Below are 18,088 nucleotides of genomic sequence, written 5' to 3' on the forward strand. Positions count from 1 at the left end.
CCGTAAACCTTATAACAAAATAAAGATGCTAGCTTGTGGATAGCTAGCATCTTCGTTAATTAATCATTTAATATAGAAAAATCATCAATATTAATTCTCTCTCCAGATGTTCCGTCTACTACAATACGGAATCGTACTGTTCCTGGCTCATTCACTTGAATGGTTTCAGCGACAAGTGTACTACCACTTATATATGGACCTGCTACACTTGTCCATGTTGTTCCTCCATTAGTTGATTTCTCTAAGCTCCAATTTGCGCCACTATCATTTCCAAAATTGGCATGTTCTACCGTGACACTCTCCGCTCCATCGGCATCAAAATTCATCGTTATCGATCCGTTTGAACGAATACGGGTAGACTGTGTACCGTTCTTCTTGTCTGATGATAATGAGCCTAATAACGCATTGTCAAAGTGCCATGAACCAGATGCTAACGTAACATTAGCTGCTGCATATGCTCCTTTACTACCACTCTCAAAATCTTCAAAGGGCGAAGATGGAGCATCAGTAGGTTCAGCTATTGTAAAATCATCAATATTAATTCGCTCTCCAGATGTTCCGTCGACTACAATACGGAATCGTACTGTTCCCGTCTCATTCACTTGAATGGTTTCAGTGGCAAGTGTACTACCGCTTGTGTAAGGACCTGCTACACTTGTCCATGTTGTTCCTCCATTTGTTGACTTTTCTAAACTCCAATTCGCACCACTATCATTCCCAAAATTGGCATGTTCAATCGTGACACTCTCTGCTCCATCAACATCAAAATTCATCGTTATCGATCCGTTTGAACGAATGCGGGTAGATTGTATACCATTCTTCTTGTCCGATGATAACGTGCCTAATAACGCATTGTCAAAGTGCCATGAACCAGATGCTAACGTAACATTAGCCGCTGCATAAGCTCCTTTACTACCGCTCTCAAAATCTTCTGTTACACCATCAGCAGGATCGCTTGGATCACCTGGGTCGGTACTTTCTTCATAACCGTAAGAACCTGCTGCAAAAGTTGAACGATCCCACCAGTCATATCCTGCATCTGGCATATCCCACGGCTCCGACTCTGGTTCGGTTGAAGAAACAGGATCTTCCATGCTTAATAATGAAGTTGTTTGATCTAATTGCAGACCACTTACCTGGTCAAACGAAGTATAATTTTCTTGTGTTGCTAACCAATTCATCAAATTAACGAGTAAAGTACCATTATCTAATTCATTAAAACCATCATAGGTCGTTTTGGTGCCACCAGTTTCTTCTCTTGCATACTTCGGAGTAATATCTTCCACCGGAGAAGAATCACCGATAACTGCCACTTTACCTAAATTATATTTACCAATTGCTACATATGGCCCTTCCGCAATTCCACCGCCATTATATACACCTTGATCAACAGCATGTGCCCAAGCTTCATTTGTATCTTCAATATAAACGATACCTTTTGCTTTATTGGGGTCGGTAATAGCTATTGTAGAGCCAGCATACATCGTCATTGTATTGACATTGCTCGTGATATTAAACGATTGTGAAGGAGACACAATAACATCGGAATGGACATTACCTATTGAATTGTAGCGGATACGCATACCAAAATGATCACTTAACCAATCTGAATTAGCAACATCTTCCATATAGAAAGAATCCTCTTCCTCTTGACTCATACCTAGAGTTGGATCAGACCACGCACCACGTCGATAGCCGTTAAACGTCTCGGAAGAATCCCATCTGTTCTTGTTTCGATCTGCATTATAATGATCGGCAATGAAAAAAATACTTCCGCCTTGATTAACATAATCTACCATCGCTTGTTGCTCTTGAGTGGAAAAAGGAATATTTGCTTCTGGGATAACAAATACATCATAGCTTGAGAGATCATTTAACGTAAATCTACCTTCTTTTCTTAATTCTTTGACATAATATCCTTCATCTGCTATCGCTTCAGCAAAGTCAGAAAAAGCACCATCGATTACCCAGTCTGCTGCACCAGCAGTTTGTCCATGTGTGTTATCAAACAAGACAGACATTCTATTATCTGAACTACTACTAGGATTAATTTCTGGCGCAGGATCTAGTGGACTCTCAGCACTAAGCACAGGGACAAAAATAAACAGACTACAAACGAATACAACCATCCATTTGGAAAGCTTTTGCAACAATGTAATTCCTCCCATTTTTAATTTTTAGCTACCTTTTTCCTACCCTCCTTTAATAAAACCTTCCATTTAAAACTATCAAAACAATATTATGTTCAATCAAGGATTTTGTTAAGTTCAAGTTAATTATTAAACAAGAAATTAAGCAAACTAATCTGCTTTGTTTATACTAGGTAAAGGATAAGCATTAAGTGCTTAGCCTTTTGGTTTACTCATATCTTTTCCAATAATTTTCGTACTTCTTTCGTATCTATTTAAAGAAGCACATCTTCTACTTAACTTCACTTCGCTTATCTATTAAAAATGTTGGATGAGGCAATCTTTCACCTAGCATTTCATATAATACTCCAAATTTTTTCGATATCCCGCCTTAATAGTATCCTTAAAGAAACTAAATAACTTTAAAGTGCCTACTTTTAACGATCGTTTTATTAATTTATACTGAAGGTTCGCATTTATCCAAATAGACATAAAAGGAGCTTTCTTTATATATGAATATTTTAGTAGTTAAAGCAAATAATCGCCCTTCCACAGAGGCAATCTCTAGTAAAATGTATGAAACATTCATGGCAGAATTAGAAGGTAAAGATGTAAACGTAACAACTTATGATGTGTATCAAGAAGACACGCCTTTCTTCGGTCAAGATGCCTTTAACGCTTTTGGCAAGGTTCAAAATGGTGAAGAATTAACTGACGTGGAATCACGTCTATTAGCTGCAAAACAAAAAGCAATGGATGCAATATCAGCTGCAGATGTCGTCGTATTCGCATTCCCATTATGGAACTTAACAATCCCGGCTAAATTACAAACATTCATTGATTATGTTTATGCTGCAGGATTCGCATTTAAATATGACTCACAAGGCAACCTGATTCAACTAATGACAGATAAAAAAGCCATTTTTCTAAACGCTCGCGGTGGAGTTTACTCCGCACCAGAAGCGGCTCCAATGGAAATGGCGGTTAACTATATGCGTAACGTATTTGGTGGCATCTTCGGTATGGAAATTATCGATGAAGTAATTATTGAAGGTCACAATGCAATGCCTGATAAAGCACAGGAAATCATCACTGCAGGAATGGAAGAAGTGAAGGATTCTGCAAATCGTTTACTAAAAATGGCAGTTACGATTTAAACTGTGAAACACAGGGACGGTTCTAGTGTTTCATTCATCATGGTTTAAGATTACAGATTTCCTAAAAGATGTATAGAACATAAAGTATTGTTATGGCTACTCAAATGGAGTTGAATTTTCGAAAAACTAATACTGGCGATCTAAGACAGATCGTTTTGAAAAATGGAAGAGATGAAAAAACAAGACCTTAATTCATAATGACATCCTTCAAAACATGAAAAACCTATTTGATCATTCTAATGATGTGACCCTTAACCTAACCGCTCTATATTTAATAAATACAGTTGTTAACTGTAAACACAAAAAAGTAAGCTGAAGATACAAAGTCTTCAGCTTTATGAAACGGTAGAACCGTCCCCGTGTTTCACTAACTCTTCACTACGCTCCCATAGTTCACGAGCTACTGTGCCATCATCTTTAAATGCGACGGACATTGGCCTGCCTTTTGAGTAGACTTCTCCTGATTGCCAATCGGTACCCGGTTTTCCCTCGACAAGCTCTGTTAACATGCGGGCACTTTTCTCCGGACTTATGGTGATCAAATACTTGAGAGGAGTGTGATAGAAAAACCGCATGAAATGATTGGTCTCACTCGCAAAGTTGGAACGGACTACTCCTGGGTGAAAGGCTACGGTTGAGATTCCATTTTCCCGGTAGCGTCGGTCTAGTTCACGAGTAAACAGGATGTTCTCCAATTTACCATAACCATAAGCTGTCAGTGGAGCATAATTCTTTTTGTTATTAAGATCCTTTACGTCAAAATTCTTTCCGAACGCATTTGCAGCAGCGCTAGAAGTTTGGATGATTTTTGACTGACTTTCAATCAATTGTTCCATAAGTAATTTCGTTAACAGAAACGGCGCCAGATGATTCACCTGAAATGTTTTTTCGAATCCGTCCTCGGTTAATTCTCGACCTCCCATTACCCCGCCTGCATTGTTTACCAATACGTCAATATGATTATATTGCTTTAACTCAGAAGCAAGTCGTTTCACATCGGCCAATCGTGAGTAATCAGCTAAATGAGATGGAGCTTGAAGTTCTTTTGCAAGCTTTTCGGTTTTCTCCCTGGAACGACCTATAATTACGACATTGTAACCTTTAGCTTTTAACTGACGAGCAGATGCCGCACCAATACCATCACTTGCTCCAGTAATTACGATTGTCTGCATGAATAAATCCTCCTTCAACTATTCGGATGAAACACGAGAACCGTCCCCGTGTTTCACTTCACGATGCTTTCGATAAGCGATTTAACTGTTTGTTTTTTGGCTAATCTTGGGCTTTGTCCTGACCAGATTGACATGTATTCGCGATTATTTTGTTGGGTAGCAGCTTTTCTAATTTCTTTTGTGAGTTTGTTTTGCACGGGGAAATTTGGTAGTGATTCTTCTCTATTTTCCAGCTCTGAAATAAAACGATTCTTTATTCCTCTTGCCCATTTTCCTGAAAAGGAGCGTGTAAATACTGTCTGATCCTCAGGTGTATGGAGAATTTCATCTTTATGTAGTTCACTAGCGCCACTCTCCATACAAGTTAAAAAGGCTGTTCCCATTTGGACCGCCTTTGCACCTAAGCAAATCGCAGCCTGTAACCCTCTTCCATCCATAATTCCTCCAGCAGCAATCACAGGTATTCCTACATTGTCTACAACTTGTGGTACAAGTGAAAATAAACCAATTTGACTTTCTTGATGACCTTCTAAAAAATTCCCACGATGTCCACCTGCTTCGCTTCCTTGAACCACTACCATATCCATCCCGCATTTTTCGATTTCAACTGCTTCATTAACCGTTGTTGCTGTACCTATAACTACAGTTCCATTTTGTTTCAATTCATTTATTACTTCACTTGATGGGATTCCAAATGTAAAGGAACAAACAGGAACCTTTTCCTCAAGAATGACCTTCACCTGTTGATGGAAGGTCTCAACCATTTTTTTAGATGCCGGAATTTCCTTGTTATCATCCTGTACATTCAATTTTGCGCGAATAGGATTTAGTAGTTGATTAGCTGTTTTAATTTCATTATCATTTACTTTAAATTCGGTAGGAACAAACAGATTCACACCAAAAAAGTTCTGCGTTAATTTTTTTATTTCTCTAATTTGCTCTTCCATTTGACCTGGTGTCATATAGCCTGCTCCGATCATTCCAAGGCCTCCACAGTTCGAAACCTCAGCTACCAACTCAGATGTTGTTACTCCCCCTGCCATAGGGGCCTGGATAATTGGATGTCGGATCTGTAATACTTTCGTAACTGTATTATTTATCATTACTTACACCTCTATTGTACAATTTATTTTTAATCAGTACGCTTTAACCTAATTCTTTCAAAAAGAGATAAGCCTTTTGTTAAAACTTGCTCCAATCGATAATCCACCAATAATTGCTAAAACGAATATATAACCCGACCTTACATTTAACCCAAACTGTAAAACTGCAATAAGTATCATTACACCAACTACAAAAAGAGGTTTATTAGTCAAATTATCTCTCCTTAACTGATTCTGAATTAACTACCATTATATAGATTTGTTCTCACCTTTCCAAATTAGGGCGAAAATTGAATTTGAGATGTATCAACAACTTTCTATGGTTGAAGCTATTTTTTTATAAGCTTTCATTTCTTTTTATCTTATAGAAACATTCAGTGGTGTTATTGCTTTAAATCCTTTCTTGGTTTCTGTTACTTCTACCTCTACTCCATACACTTGCTCTAGCAGATTCTGTTCCATAACATGTTTGGGTAAATCATGTTTAAAAAGCGTGCCTTTATGTAGGACAACGACTGTATCCGAATATCTGGACACTAATGACAAATCATGCATGATAACCAAGCATATCGCTTGATTTTCTTCTGCGTACTCTTTGGACATATCCAACAATTCAATCTGATGCTTCAAATCTAAAGCAGACGTGGGCTCGTCTAAAAGTAATACTTTAGGTTTAGCTATGATCGATTGCGCCATAATAACCATCTGTTTTTGCCCACCAGATAACGTCGAGAATCGTTTATTACTTAATTGTGATAACTTCATTCTATTTAGTAATAACTCTACTTCCCTCAATAACTCCTTTTCTACTCTCCAGGTTAAATGCAATACTTTTCCAAGAAGAATCATTTCAAAAACGGTGAGTTCTGAGTTGATTGCTGTCATTTGCGGTACATAAGCGATTTTCTTCCTGTCTAATTCTCTCCCTCTATCTATGATTGAGATGCTTCCTTGATGGGGAAGGAGGTTTGCGATCGCCTTCACGAACACCGTTTTTCCTGCCCCATTAACACCTATAACGGAATTTACTGTTCCTTCTGTAAAACGAGCGCTCACGCTATCAATAATGATATGTTTATCCAACTCAACCATTACATCTTTTACTCTTAACTCAAGCATTAAATCTTCCTCCTTAGCATTAAATAGGCTAAGAATCCTACACCTACCAAATTGGTTATAATCCCTACTGGAATGATTATACCTGGGATCACGATCTTGGACAGTATGGATGCCGTCAACAACAGAATGACACCAAAAAAAGCAGACATCGGAGCTAAATACCTTTGATCTTCACCCATATATGTGCGAGCAAAATGTGGTGCAACTAATCCAATAAAACCAATCGACCCTACATAAGAAACGGCTGCAGCTATTAATAAGGCTGATAAAATAAAAACGATGATCCGCAGCTTATTGGTTCGGATACCTAGGCTTTTGGCACGGTCTTCACCGACAGAGAGCGCCGTCAACTGCCAATTATAGCGAAGAGATATTAAAAAAATAATGAGGAAGACACTGGAACATATGAGAACTCCTAACCAATTTGCTTTTGCCAAAGATCCGAACAGCCAATGTAAAATTTCTGTCGTTTGGGATTGGTTACTGATATATTGCATCAATGTTTGGAGAGCTGCAAAGAAAAAATTCATAATGACTCCAAAAAGAATCATAGATTTCGTATCATTATTTTCCATTCGTTTACTGGCAAGTGCTATCATGGCACTTGCCAGTAAAGAGAAGATCATGGCAGACACAGGAATATTAATCCATGACGGTGACAAATAAGGGAAACCAAACACTATAGAAAATGCTGCGCCAAATCCGGCAGCAGATGATACCCCTAAAGTATAGGGGCTCGCCAATGGATTATTTAATATCGTTTGCATTTGCACGCCTGCTAATCCAAGGGATGCCCCGACACATACACAGGTGAGAGCCATTGGCAAACGAATGCCCCATATGATTGCATTATATCTTTCATTTTCTTTCGGGCCTTCGAATATAATCTTAACCGTTTCAACCATTGTCAATGAAGAAGAACCCACCATTATATCTATGATGAAAATGACGACAAAAACAATAGCCAGAATGAATAAGAATTGTTTTCTTCTACGAATAATTTGACTGTATTGACTTACACTTTCCATTTCTCCAACTCCCACTTACCCTTAATAGCTCTATTATTATTGTATTTCGTCTGCATGTAATTGGTAGAAGAAAGCTCCTTCTAATGGTAAAGTTGGTAAAAATTCCCCATAATATTGCTTGAGATTCTCCAAGGGATCGATGCCTGTCATCTCTTCAGGATACATAGCTTTAGCTAAATATTGAACAATCGTATAATCAGCTAATGTACGGGCGATCGCATCATCTATCACATATATCTGATTGTTTTTGACGGCTTCTAATTCACTCCAACCTGGTCGATTCTTTAATATACCTTTCGCTGAATCGACTAACTCTTCAGCTGTAATTTGATGGCCAAGAATGATACCTTCTTTACTTGCTCCATTTGATTCTCCACCGACAAACACCAGATAACTTGGATCTTCCTCTAATAAATACTCAGGGTCAATCGTTGGCTTATTACTATCCTCCATAAACCCAACCATAATGTTATCCCCGCCCGATTTTTCTAAATAGTTGCCTAGGAAACTTCCTTCTCCACCTGAGGTACCAATATCTTTATAACTAGAAATAGTTGTATGAAATTCCGCGAATATTTTTGGTTTCACTGAGCTAGCTTCCAAGCGTTCTTCTATTTCCCTGTAATTAGACTGATAGTTATCTATTAATTCGTTTGCCCGGTCTTCTTTTCCAAATACTTTTCCTAGTATTTCTGTTGATTCCACCTGCAACTCCATACTTCCTGTTGTATAGTCAATCACAACCACTGGTATGCCTGCATTCTCAATTACTGAGATCGAATCTCCTAACATATCATACTGGTATGCTCCCAGAATGACCACATCTACATCTACTTCTAAAAGTTTTTCGACATCAAAGTTATCCTGCAGGGTCGAACCGATGTCGACCATATCGGCATAACCTTCGACATGCTCCCGATACATTTCCGATAGTGATAAGAAATAACCCTCCGTATCATATAAGGAGGTGGCCTTCACTTTTTTAAAAATATCTGGTCCAGCCACAGCTAACAAATTTTCATAATAAAATCCATAATATACCTCGTCTACGGTTCCTTCTATTTCAACCTCTCTATCCAGCACATCCACTACCGTAATGACTTCCGCTGCACCTTCTGCATTACCTGTAACATTACCCTCTGAACATCCTGCAATAAAAATAATTGCTAAAATTACTGGTACAAGTGTTCTAACTATTTTATTCATCTGTTTTCTCCTTTTTTTGGTGCGATAAAACGAAGCAAGTAAGAGCTCTCATATTCAGACATCATTCTGTCTGACACGCTCTGATAAAATTCACTATTTCGATTTACATTTATAAATTGTTTCGGTTTAACTCTTTTTATTTCCACTGTGAAGCCTTCGCTAATAAAGGCCTTTGCTATATCATCAAGCGTATGTAACTGCATTGGTGTCGTCCCAAATCTATCAATTTGTGCTTTCATATAATTTAGGCTAGGGTTCTTGCTTTGATCCGAAAACGTAGCATAATAGATTCCACCAGGCTTCATCACGTCTTTTATTTGCCTGGCATGTGCATATAAATCCTCCATCAAGTAAATAACTGAGGTACTAAATGCCAGATCGAAAGCTTGTCCATACGATTCTACTTGAGCAGTAGCCTCATAAGTAATTGGCAAGTCACCCTTTCTTTGATTGGCAACCTTGATAGATTCTCTTGCTAAATCGATTCCGACTGCTTTTTTATAGGGGGAATAGTTATATAAATGGCGCAAAAATCCTCCTTGATTGCAACCAAAATCCAAAATCACTTTCCCTTCTAACGAATGTTCTTCCATTTCATCGATAGTCTGCTGCCAGCCCTTCAAATGGTCCTCTTCCATTGATTGTTCTCCGTTACTTGTATCTTGCCACCAAACATCATATAACATATCGCTCATGTATTTTTCTCCTCACTAAAACAAAATATAAATCGTAATAATTACGATTTATTAAGTAGTATACATTAGATATATGAATGGATGCAAGACTTATGTCAATGAATTGAAGAAAACCACTACCCAATCTGATCAGAAAGGATAGAGGTTTTCTTATTCGTTATCGTTAATTTCTGTATAGTCTGTTCGTCCAAAAACTTGTTTTGAAACACGAGAACCGTCCCCATGTTTCTTTATTCCTCTAAAAAAATCTCCTCCAGTGAAGGTTCTTCGACGTCGACTCGGTATATATCTATTTTATATGTACCTAGGGCGCGTATGATTTCGGCAATTTTTTTCTCACTTTCTACTTGGAGTGTGAACTGAGAGTCTTTCATATCTAATTGATTCCCTGCTTGCTGGAGCCATTTTTGCATCGTGTCCAAGTCTGCAGATCGAATCGGTGCGTGTTTAATCGTAACCGTAATGGTGGATTGGTAATATGCCCGGAGTTCTTCCATTGAACCCATCTTTCTAATGTTTCCATCTTTCATAATAGCAATCCGAGAACAAACTTTCTCTACTTCATCTAAATTATGCGAGGTCATAAAAATCGTTTTTCCCTGTTGATGTAACTGTCGAATCAATTGATGAATATGAATAACCGATTCTGCATCTAACCCTGAGGTCGGTTCATCTAAGAAAATTAATTGCGGGTCATGGATAACTGCCTGAGCTATTGCGAGCTTCTTTTTCATCCCGAATGAAAATTTTGCTGTCTTTTTATTTGCGTGTGCTTCGAGTCCGACAAGCTTTAACACATCGATACAACGCTGACGAGTTACCGGCTTACCTGAGACGTCCGCTAGATAATGAAGATGCTTTATTGCTGACATTGATCCGTATAAGGAGGAGTAATCAGGCATAACGCCTAGCTCCTTTTTAATAGTATCATTCGGCCCTTTTACTCCTAACAAATTATAAGAACCTGAGCTTGGTTGAATAATTCCTGTTAACATATTAATAAATGTCGACTTTCCTGCCCCATTCCGACCCAAAAAACCTAATATTTCTCCTGTTTCAACTTGCAGATCAATATTATCTACGACTGTATTTCTCCAAAATGATTTCGATAATTGCTTTGTTTCAATAGCCAACATTTAGCATTCCCTCCTTCTGAATACAAGTAATGCGATATATATCATAACCCCAGCTAATAATAGAATGACAAGAAATTCAAAGTTTTGATCTTCTGTATAATAGAATGGTAAGACATACTTTAGCCAGCTTACCCATCCATTAGAAGTTAACGTGACCCAGCCGTTAAAAATAGGGAACGCTAACCCAATAACAATACTTAAAAACATGGTAAGACTTGGTTTTGGCAGCAGCACAGACATTAACACAGTAAATGCACTATAATAGACTGCCAAGCTTGTAGATTGAAAAAAGATAATAAAATCAAAATCTCGGACAAATATACTGATGATCACAAATGAAGTCAGTAAGCAAACAAACCAAAATAGCGCGATCCCTAGAAATTTCCCAAAAATAATCGATGCACGTGAAGTACGTGTAACTAAAAATCGAATCGTCCGCTCATGGATTTCCCGGTTCACTGTATCGTGTGAAAGTCCCATCACAAACAGCATCCCAAAAAACATACTCAAAATCGAAATTCCAATGGTATGGATAACTTCCTTTTCCTCGCTTGTAAAATCATTACTTAATGATAGAAACAAATTGGAAAAATCAGCTGAATAATAGGCTGTTATTAAAAAGATCGCGATCACAATAATCGATTTAATCCCTTTAAATGATTGAATAAATTCTCGTTTACAAATGGCAAGCATTTTACTTCCTCCTCTTTCTTTTCTAAATCTATTATATAGTCACTTCCTTAACATCAATGAAATGCTACCTTAATTTTTCCTTAATTAGCCACTCATTTTTTCAAGAAATGGTATGATAATCATATAGAATACTACATTTAGGAGTGCCACTATGCAACAGTCACCTATATTAATTGTTGATGATGAACAAGCAATCTTACAAATGCTTCAAACCATATTAAATAAAGAAGGTTTCACGCAGATTGATACAGCTACAACCGCCGAGGAAGCAGTAGAACTTTGTAAACACAAGCAGTACGCCATCATTTTATTAGATGTCATGCTTCCTGGTGAGGATGGGTTCGATGCATGTCCCAAAATAAGGGCTACCTCCAATGCAACTATTTTCTTTTTAACAGCTCGTACAACAGATTTGGATAAATTATCTGGATTTGCCGTAGGAGCGGATGATTATATTACCAAACCATTTAATCCATTAGAAGTTGTGGCCCGGATGAAAGCACATTTACGGCGAAATCATGAAAGAATTCCCCAGCAACAAACAACGTATTATAAATATCACGACTTACACCTGAATACCTTAACAGCAGAGGTTACGATTAACGGAAAAAAGGTGATGCTGCAAGCGCAAGTCTATAACCTGTTAGTCTTTTTTTGCGAACATCCTAATCAAGTATTTAGTAAAAGTCAGCTATATGAGCAAGTATGGAAAGATCAATACTTAGGAGAAGACAATACAGTAATGGTTCACATACGCAAACTTAGAGAGCAAATAGAGGAAAATCCAAGCAAGCCTAACTACATCGTGACGGTTAGAGGACTTGGTTATAAATTTGTACCAGACGGTGATTTGCATGAAAACACATAAAAGGTTTGTCATGCAATTCCTCGTTCAACTACTTGTACTCTTTTTCTTTTTCTTTGTATTAACAGGAACCATTTTTGCGTTAATTGGATATTTTTTTGAACAAACGGAAACGTTCGATGATTTAACAAAGGCTAGTGACTCATATATTGAATCTAGAGTAGAAATAAAAGGGGAAACGGCAAGCTATGAGCACGATTTAAAAGTATTAGTAGAGGAACAGGACGGGTGGCTTGCTGTTTTAACGGAAAACGGGAAAATTATTAATAGCTTTCAAGCTCCTGAAAATCTAGAAGCAGGCGATTTACAGACTTTTTTGTCTCAGGAGCAGTTCGATATTACTACATATTGGAAGTTACAGGAGCTCACTGATTCTACTTATTATGTCGTATTTGGCACACATGACTGGCAAGCAAACAGTCTGGAAGCTATACAGAAAAATGTAAATTGGGAGAATCAGAAGTTAGAGCTTTCATTATCCGAGAAAGAAGACTTAAATAATTATGAAGGTTGGACGATCCTTGTTGATCGCTCAGGAACCGTACTAGATAGCTTTGGAAAAGAGGCTCCTTCTGCTTATGATACGGAAGATTTGCTAGCCACAAACTCCAGTCAACATAGAACGAATACAACAAGCTATTTCCATCAAGCTTCCCAGCTTAGATTAATTGTAGGAAAAGCACCTGTTCCTTCCAGCTTGGCAACCAATGTTCAGGGCTCGATCAATAATAGTGTTATTGTCATTACTATACTTGTAATTTTATTTTTACTATTTGCTACGCTTTGGTATGCCCATAAGTTCAGCTCTCCATTAGTTACCTTTATGAACTGGCTGAGAAACTTAAGACAAGGTATCTATGAACAGCCTGTAAACCCAAAAACAGGACAACCTGTTTTGTTAAATAAGCATGGAAAATTAAAAAGAAATTATCATCTCTATCAGGATTTAATATTTACTTTGAAACAATTGACAACGATCTTGAAAGAAAGTGAATTCGAGCGTAAGCGTACTTCTCAGTCAAGAGAGGAATGGATCAGTGGCATTTCACATGATTTAAAAACACCCCTCGCTTCCATCCAAGGGTATGCAAATATGATGGAATCGGATACTTATTCTTGGAGTGAAGAAGAAATTAGAAGTTTCGCCACTATTATTGGCGAAAAATCAACATACTTGAAGGATCTAATTCATGACTTGAACCTAACCTATCAGTTGAAAAACCAGGAATTATCTATGGTAAAAGAGCTTGCCGATATCAATGAATGTATTCGCAGAAGTTTTCTACATTTTTTCAATAATTCCATTTATAATGACAAAGAGCTTCGTTTTCAACCTACAGAAACCGAACTTATTACATCGTTTGATCCGAAATGGTTTCAACGGGTTATGGATAATTTGATCGCAAATGCTTTGAAATATAATCCGCCGAACACAATTATTACGGTCTCGACCGAACTGATCGAACAACATTTAATTGTCATAAAAGTTACAGATAATGGAGTAGGAATGGATAAAGATACCTTACAGCACCTATTCACACGTTACTATCGAGGCACCAATACAACGGATTTAGATAGCGGCACAGGTCTAGGATTAGCAATTTCCAAACAATTGATAGACCTACACAATGGATCGATCAGCGTGCAGAGTGAGCCTGGGGAAGGAACGACTATTCGGATGTTATTGCCTGTTGATAGAAAAGAGTCAAAAGATAAATTATGACTTTAGATGAGAGCTAATTAAAATTATTGTTAGGTTCCAAAATCTAGGTTATAATTTGGAAATGATGACCAATTATCAGCATCCCAGTGTCATAACGTAATAGAATGACGGAGTTCTGAAAATGGAATCCATTAACACTCTCTAACTAGTTTTTTCATGATCCTACACTCTATTTGTTATTAAATTTAGAAAGGAATTGTACAGATGTATCCTTTTTTATGGATTGTTTTTGCCGGATTTATATTATTATCAACATTACCACTTTTATCTGCAAAAAATAGAACAAAGTGGAAAATTACTCAAGCGATTGTGGTAACTGCTACCATTATCCTTGTCATATTAGCAATCGAACTATTACAAATTCCTCCATTAGTACCGCTCATCCTAGTTGTGATCGTTAGTTTTCTTACTGACAAATCAACTTATACGAAAGCTGGGCTTATTATCACTGGAGTAGTCTTACTTCTTCTTGCTGCGGGAGCGTATTATTTATTTCACGATGACCCAGACTATGTTCAGAAATACATAGACAACAACCCTCAACAAGCATCCATACAGATTAATGTTAATGGAGAAACGGTTGTCAGCCAACAAGCTAACGTAAAACGACCTCTTGCAAGTGTAGTAAAGACTGTCATAGCAATAGAATATGCCAATCAGGTGACAGAGGGTACAATCGATCCTGATCAACAAATACCATTATCCGAACTAGAAAAATATTACCTAGAAAATACCGATGGAGGGGCACATCCTGCGTGGTTAGACGACATGAGAGTTACTGAACAAATCGTAAACGGTGAAATTTCTCTCCATCAAGTGGCCAAAGGAATGATTCATTACAGTTCCAATGCCAATACTGATTTTTTAATAGAAAAGTTAGGCGCCGAATCTATTAACCGTGTCATAGAAACCTTGGAATTAGACAATCATGATCCTGTATATCCACTGGTATCCGCTCTATTGACATCTGTATACTTAAATCATCAACATGATGGAAATCTAAGTGACCAAGAATTAGAGGATATGCTTCAGGCAATGTCATTAGAAGAATACCGAGAATTGGTTTGGCAGATTCATGATGAGTTGAAACAAGGAGAATCTGATTTTTTTGATGAAACGGTTTCTGTCCCTATGGATTTGCAGAAAGTTTGGTCTGATCGTTTACCGAATGCAACGGTTGAAGATTATGGGAAAGTCATGCAAGCCATCTCAAACAATACAGCAACAGTGCCAGAAGGAGAAGAAATCCTTCGCGATATAATGGAATGGCCAATGGAAATACACCAATCCAATCGAGAAAAGTATGCCCATTTTGGAGCAAAAGGTGGCTCAACAGCATTCATTATAAACCAAGCCTTATACGTAGAAGACAACAACGGCAAAAAAGTCGAGCTAATCCTCTTTACCGAAGGATTTAACCTTATCGAACGCATGAAAATCAATCAAAACATAAACGCATATATGAAAGAAATTCTTGCTGAATATATTGAGACGTAGGGAGGGTTCGAGACCGGTGAAAAAGTCCGATTTACTTAAACAAAATTTTACACAGAAAAAATAAGGCTCTAGGATCGTTTCTAAACAACGTTTGGAAGACAGTGAGACATTTTATGTCCTTCTAAAAATCGTAATTTTTCAAGAACAACTACTTTTCACTGGTCCCGGAATGTTCTAGTGTTTCACTGTTCGTGGATGCTTCCATTTATAAAGAAAAGAGTATTTAAATATTTTTAACTTTATGAAACAGTAGAACCGTCCCCCATGTTTCATAGTTAATTGTTTACAGCCAACCGGCCAAGTGGGCCGTTTTCAACGATAATATCCTGGAGATCATATACTGAAATTGGAAACATCGGAAATCCGAAATAATAGGGGGTAAGTTCATATAGTTGGAAATAGATCAGAAGCGTTTTGTCCGCCATATAAAAGTCTTGATCAGGTCGAATACCCGTAAATTCACCCAAAAGTGGGATATCCCGCTGTTTTATTTGTTGAGCGACTAAATGTGAGAGTCTCTCCACATAAGCACTTCCCGGCTTAAATAAGTCACTCAGCTCACACTTCTTTTCTTTTTCCAAATCAAATGTGAGCGACTTGATAAATGTCATCCCATGTGCTGCCTGGTAGTGATACGTATAATTGGAAAGTGACAAGCTCAGTACCTGACGCTGATTGTTTTTCACTTCATATAATCCAATCATTTCTTCCACTTCTGTTGGCATATTCCCTATTTGTTCGTTGATCAGCTGTTGAGTTTGATCGATGATCGCATGATTAATCAACCTTTCCAATTGCTGATTGTGTAATGCTGTCACTTGGGGGTAAAAAACGGTTTTATTGGAACCGTCACTGATTTTATGTGTTTCTATATCGACTGGAAATGTATAAGGCATCATCATCCATCCCCTCCTGTTTTTACCCATTGTATTCTTAGAGGATGAAATGTGTGTAATTGCCTATATATCATTACTACATAGACTTTATAGCCTTACAAGACTCCCTCTTAATAAGAGTAGCATCTTCCTTTTCCACAATCCTGCGTTGTTGTTCCTGTTCAATCGATTCAATCAGAAGTGTGGTGGCTCTTTTTGCTATATCGGAAAAGGAAATCTCGATGGTTGTTAAGGCAGGATTTAGATAAGGTGAAAAAAAGGAATTATCAAATCCAATAATCGATATATCTTCTGGAATGCGTAGTCCTAGTTCATTAATTGCCTTATAGGCACCAATGGCCATCGTGTCATTACTCACAAAAATAGCTGTTGGAGGGTTGGGGCCACTCAATAGATGTTTTGCCCCATCGTACCCACTGTTCTCGGTGAAATCACCATGGTAAATAGCATCCTTATGCCTTTCGATTCCATGTTGTGTGAGCGTTTGTTCAAAGCCTTTCAATCTTTCGATGGCAGACAATTTTTTTAAGTTCCCAGTAATAATACCGAGAGAAGTATGGCCGAGTTCCAATAAGTACGATACTGCCTTGACACTACCTTCGTAGTTATCCGCATTTATATAAATCGCATCGTGGTCGGTGTTATACACTTCACTCGTATCAATCATGGCAATTTTATGATTTTGTTCAATTAGATTAAATATCAGCTCATATTCTGCTTCCTGTGTCCCTACAAAAATGGCACCGTCTATTATTTTTTGATGAAAAATATTTTGTACTTTTTTTAAATCCTTTTTGGAGTAGGCAATCGAAACAAGGACATAATAATCCATTTTATTCGCCTGGTCACTGACAGCGTTCACAACTGGAGAAAAAAATGGGTTATCATGGATGATCGTATCCTCTGTCGTTTTCACATGATGTGGCTCCTCATTATCGTTTATATCTAATAAAATGATGGCTATCATTTTATTTTTTACACCAGCTAAATTACGTGCGGAAGCATTGGGTGCATAGTTGTGTTCTTCGATGGCTTTCCACACCTTGTCTCTAGTTGCCTGGGGTATATCTGGATAATTATTAATTACTCTTGATATGGTACTTCTGGATAAGCCCAGAAGCTTTGCTAAGTCTTCACTGCGCATACATTCTCCACCTAATCATTACTATTTATCCCATTATATCAAAAAAGAGATCTTTATTTTTCTATTTTCTTAAAAGAGGCTGTCCAAAGATTATAAAAACCTCTTGGACAGCCTCCGTTTTTATTTTTATCTAACATGTAGCTAACATTACTTATTCGTTTTTAAACCAGAACTCACCAAGATTTGCAGCACCGCTGGTAGACACGATAAATATATCATGTGTTCCCTGTGCCGAAACATCTAATGACGGAGTGCCGCTCCATTGATAGGTGGACCAATCACCAGTTGCAGGATAGTCTACCGTTCCAATAGTTTGTCCATTTGGATTGCCTATTCTAATATCAAAACTACCACTTTCCGGTGATGCATAGCTGACAGCGAAAGCATTATATCCTGTAGCTAAATCCACGTCATCAAATTTAATCCAATTACCAGAGTGAAAAGATCCTACGCCACATTCCCATGATGTTATTCCGCTTGAATCGGTAAAATCACATGCCTGTAACTGAAAATCCTGAGCAGGTG

The 18,088-nt window shown here is 37.7% G+C and carries 16 protein-coding genes and 1 pseudogene; 4 read left to right on the plus strand and 13 right to left on the minus strand.

The features are described from left to right. Positions 1-59 precede the first annotated feature (59 nt). Complete coding sequence (locus tag BUC25_RS05200) at positions 60-2,129, minus strand: Ig domain protein group 2 domain protein (RefSeq protein ID WP_244535143.1); 2,070 nt, start codon at positions 2,127-2,129, stop codon at positions 60-62. A 512-nt stretch (positions 2,130-2,641) separates the two neighbouring features. Here BUC25_RS05200 and BUC25_RS05205 point away from each other — a divergent pair. Next, positions 2,642-3,286: an FMN-dependent NADH-azoreductase gene (locus tag BUC25_RS05205; RefSeq protein ID WP_073200280.1), complete on the plus strand. Its 645-nt coding sequence runs from the start codon at positions 2,642-2,644 to the stop codon at positions 3,284-3,286. A gap of 335 nt (positions 3,287-3,621) precedes the next feature. Here BUC25_RS05205 and BUC25_RS05210 read toward each other — a convergent pair whose 3' ends face one another. From BUC25_RS05210 to BUC25_RS05245, 9 genes are all read right to left on the minus strand, one after another. Continuing rightward, on the minus strand, positions 3,622-4,458 hold the full coding sequence (locus tag BUC25_RS05210) for an SDR family NAD(P)-dependent oxidoreductase (protein WP_073200281.1): 837 nt from the start codon (positions 4,456-4,458) through the stop codon (positions 3,622-3,624). A 53-nt stretch (positions 4,459-4,511) separates the two neighbouring features. Continuing rightward, a complete protein-coding gene (locus tag BUC25_RS05215) occupies positions 4,512-5,561 on the minus strand; it encodes an NAD(P)H-dependent flavin oxidoreductase (protein WP_073200282.1) in 1,050 nt (349 codons plus the stop codon). A gap of 57 nt (positions 5,562-5,618) precedes the next feature. Further along, complete coding sequence (locus tag BUC25_RS19280) at positions 5,619-5,774, minus strand: hypothetical protein (RefSeq protein WP_170862639.1); 156 nt, start codon at positions 5,772-5,774, stop codon at positions 5,619-5,621. Between the two features lie 144 nt (positions 5,775-5,918). Beyond that, the gene (locus tag BUC25_RS05220; RefSeq protein ID WP_073200283.1) at positions 5,919-6,680 is read right to left on the minus strand and encodes an ABC transporter ATP-binding protein; all 762 of its coding nucleotides are present in this window, start codon (positions 6,678-6,680) and stop codon (positions 5,919-5,921) included. Beyond that, positions 6,680-7,708, minus strand: coding sequence for a FecCD family ABC transporter permease (locus tag BUC25_RS05225; RefSeq protein ID WP_073200284.1), 1,029 nt, complete (start codon positions 7,706-7,708; stop codon positions 6,680-6,682). Before BUC25_RS05225 ends, BUC25_RS05220 begins: the two co-directional genes overlap by 1 nt. Positions 7,709-7,744: 36 nt before the next feature. Next, the gene (locus BUC25_RS05230) at positions 7,745-8,914 is read right to left on the minus strand and encodes an ABC transporter substrate-binding protein (protein ID WP_073200286.1); all 1,170 of its coding nucleotides are present in this window, start codon (positions 8,912-8,914) and stop codon (positions 7,745-7,747) included. Further along, positions 8,911-9,609, minus strand: coding sequence for a class I SAM-dependent methyltransferase (locus BUC25_RS05235; RefSeq protein ID WP_073200287.1), 699 nt, complete (start codon positions 9,607-9,609; stop codon positions 8,911-8,913). Before BUC25_RS05235 ends, BUC25_RS05230 begins: the two co-directional genes overlap by 4 nt. A gap of 230 nt (positions 9,610-9,839) precedes the next feature. Then, the gene (locus BUC25_RS05240) at positions 9,840-10,745 is read right to left on the minus strand and encodes an ABC transporter ATP-binding protein (RefSeq protein ID WP_073200288.1); all 906 of its coding nucleotides are present in this window, start codon (positions 10,743-10,745) and stop codon (positions 9,840-9,842) included. After that, the gene (locus BUC25_RS05245) at positions 10,746-11,438 is read right to left on the minus strand and encodes an ABC transporter permease subunit (RefSeq protein ID WP_073200289.1); all 693 of its coding nucleotides are present in this window, start codon (positions 11,436-11,438) and stop codon (positions 10,746-10,748) included. A gap of 151 nt (positions 11,439-11,589) precedes the next feature. Here BUC25_RS05245 and BUC25_RS05250 point away from each other — a divergent pair, with 151 nt between their 5' ends. The 3 genes from BUC25_RS05250 (at position 11,590) to BUC25_RS05260 (ending at position 15,523) form a co-directional block, all read left to right on the plus strand. Continuing rightward, positions 11,590-12,306, plus strand: coding sequence for a response regulator transcription factor (locus BUC25_RS05250; RefSeq protein WP_073200290.1), 717 nt, complete (start codon positions 11,590-11,592; stop codon positions 12,304-12,306). Next, complete coding sequence (locus tag BUC25_RS05255) at positions 12,293-14,026, plus strand: sensor histidine kinase (RefSeq protein ID WP_073200291.1); 1,734 nt, start codon at positions 12,293-12,295, stop codon at positions 14,024-14,026. Before BUC25_RS05250 ends, BUC25_RS05255 begins: the two co-directional genes overlap by 14 nt. Positions 14,027-14,230: 204 nt before the next feature. Beyond that, positions 14,231-15,523: a serine hydrolase gene (locus tag BUC25_RS05260; RefSeq protein ID WP_084543369.1), complete on the plus strand. Its 1,293-nt coding sequence runs from the start codon at positions 14,231-14,233 to the stop codon at positions 15,521-15,523. 275 nt (positions 15,524-15,798) lie between these two features. On the opposite strand, the gene BUC25_RS05265 is transcribed toward BUC25_RS05260, so the two are convergent. The 3 genes and pseudogenes from BUC25_RS05265 to BUC25_RS19760 all read right to left on the minus strand — a co-directional run. Continuing rightward, on the minus strand, positions 15,799-16,419 hold the full coding sequence (locus tag BUC25_RS05265) for a DUF3298 and DUF4163 domain-containing protein (RefSeq protein WP_084543387.1): 621 nt from the start codon (positions 16,417-16,419) through the stop codon (positions 15,799-15,801). Positions 16,420-16,495: 76 nt separating this feature from the next. Next, positions 16,496-17,563, minus strand: a complete 1,068-nt coding sequence (locus tag BUC25_RS05270) for a LacI family DNA-binding transcriptional regulator (protein WP_073200293.1) — start codon at positions 17,561-17,563, stop codon at positions 16,496-16,498. A 151-nt stretch (positions 17,564-17,714) separates the two neighbouring features. Continuing rightward, positions 17,715-18,053, minus strand: a pseudogene (locus BUC25_RS19760) (carbohydrate-binding protein); the annotation flags it as partial. Positions 18,054-18,088: the final 35 nt, after the last annotated feature.

Source organism: Gracilibacillus kekensis, assembly GCF_900143085.1.
Lineage (GTDB): Bacteria > Bacillota > Bacilli > Bacillales > Amphibacillaceae > Gracilibacillus > Gracilibacillus kekensis.

Coding starts and splice junctions, on each gene's coding strand:
- BUC25_RS05255 (WP_073200291.1), top strand. CDS start 12,293: ATGAAAACACATAAAAGGTTTGTCATGCAATTCCTCGTTCAACTACTT.
- BUC25_RS05230 (WP_073200286.1), bottom strand. CDS start 8,914: ATGAATAAAATAGTTAGAACACTTGTACCAGTAATTTTAGCAATTATT.
- BUC25_RS05210 (WP_073200281.1), bottom strand. CDS start 4,458: ATGCAGACAATCGTAATTACTGGAGCAAGTGATGGTATTGGTGCGGCA.
- BUC25_RS05250 (WP_073200290.1), top strand. CDS start 11,590: ATGCAACAGTCACCTATATTAATTGTTGATGATGAACAAGCAATCTTA.
- BUC25_RS05215 (WP_073200282.1), bottom strand. CDS start 5,561: ATGATAAATAATACAGTTACGAAAGTATTACAGATCCGACATCCAATT.
- BUC25_RS05245 (WP_073200289.1), bottom strand. CDS start 11,438: ATGCTTGCCATTTGTAAACGAGAATTTATTCAATCATTTAAAGGGATT.
- BUC25_RS05225 (WP_073200284.1), bottom strand. CDS start 7,708: ATGGAAAGTGTAAGTCAATACAGTCAAATTATTCGTAGAAGAAAACAA.
- BUC25_RS05265 (WP_084543387.1), bottom strand. CDS start 16,419: ATGCCTTATACATTTCCAGTCGATATAGAAACACATAAAATCAGTGAC.
- BUC25_RS05220 (WP_073200283.1), bottom strand. CDS start 6,680: ATGCTTGAGTTAAGAGTAAAAGATGTAATGGTTGAGTTGGATAAACAT.
- BUC25_RS05270 (WP_073200293.1), bottom strand. CDS start 17,563: ATGCGCAGTGAAGACTTAGCAAAGCTTCTGGGCTTATCCAGAAGTACC.
- BUC25_RS05235 (WP_073200287.1), bottom strand. CDS start 9,609: ATGAGCGATATGTTATATGATGTTTGGTGGCAAGATACAAGTAACGGA.
- BUC25_RS05240 (WP_073200288.1), bottom strand. CDS start 10,745: ATGTTGGCTATTGAAACAAAGCAATTATCGAAATCATTTTGGAGAAAT.
- BUC25_RS05205 (WP_073200280.1), top strand. CDS start 2,642: ATGAATATTTTAGTAGTTAAAGCAAATAATCGCCCTTCCACAGAGGCA.
- BUC25_RS05260 (WP_084543369.1), top strand. CDS start 14,231: ATGTATCCTTTTTTATGGATTGTTTTTGCCGGATTTATATTATTATCA.
- BUC25_RS05200 (WP_244535143.1), bottom strand. CDS start 2,129: ATGGTTGTATTCGTTTGTAGTCTGTTTATTTTTGTCCCTGTGCTTAGT.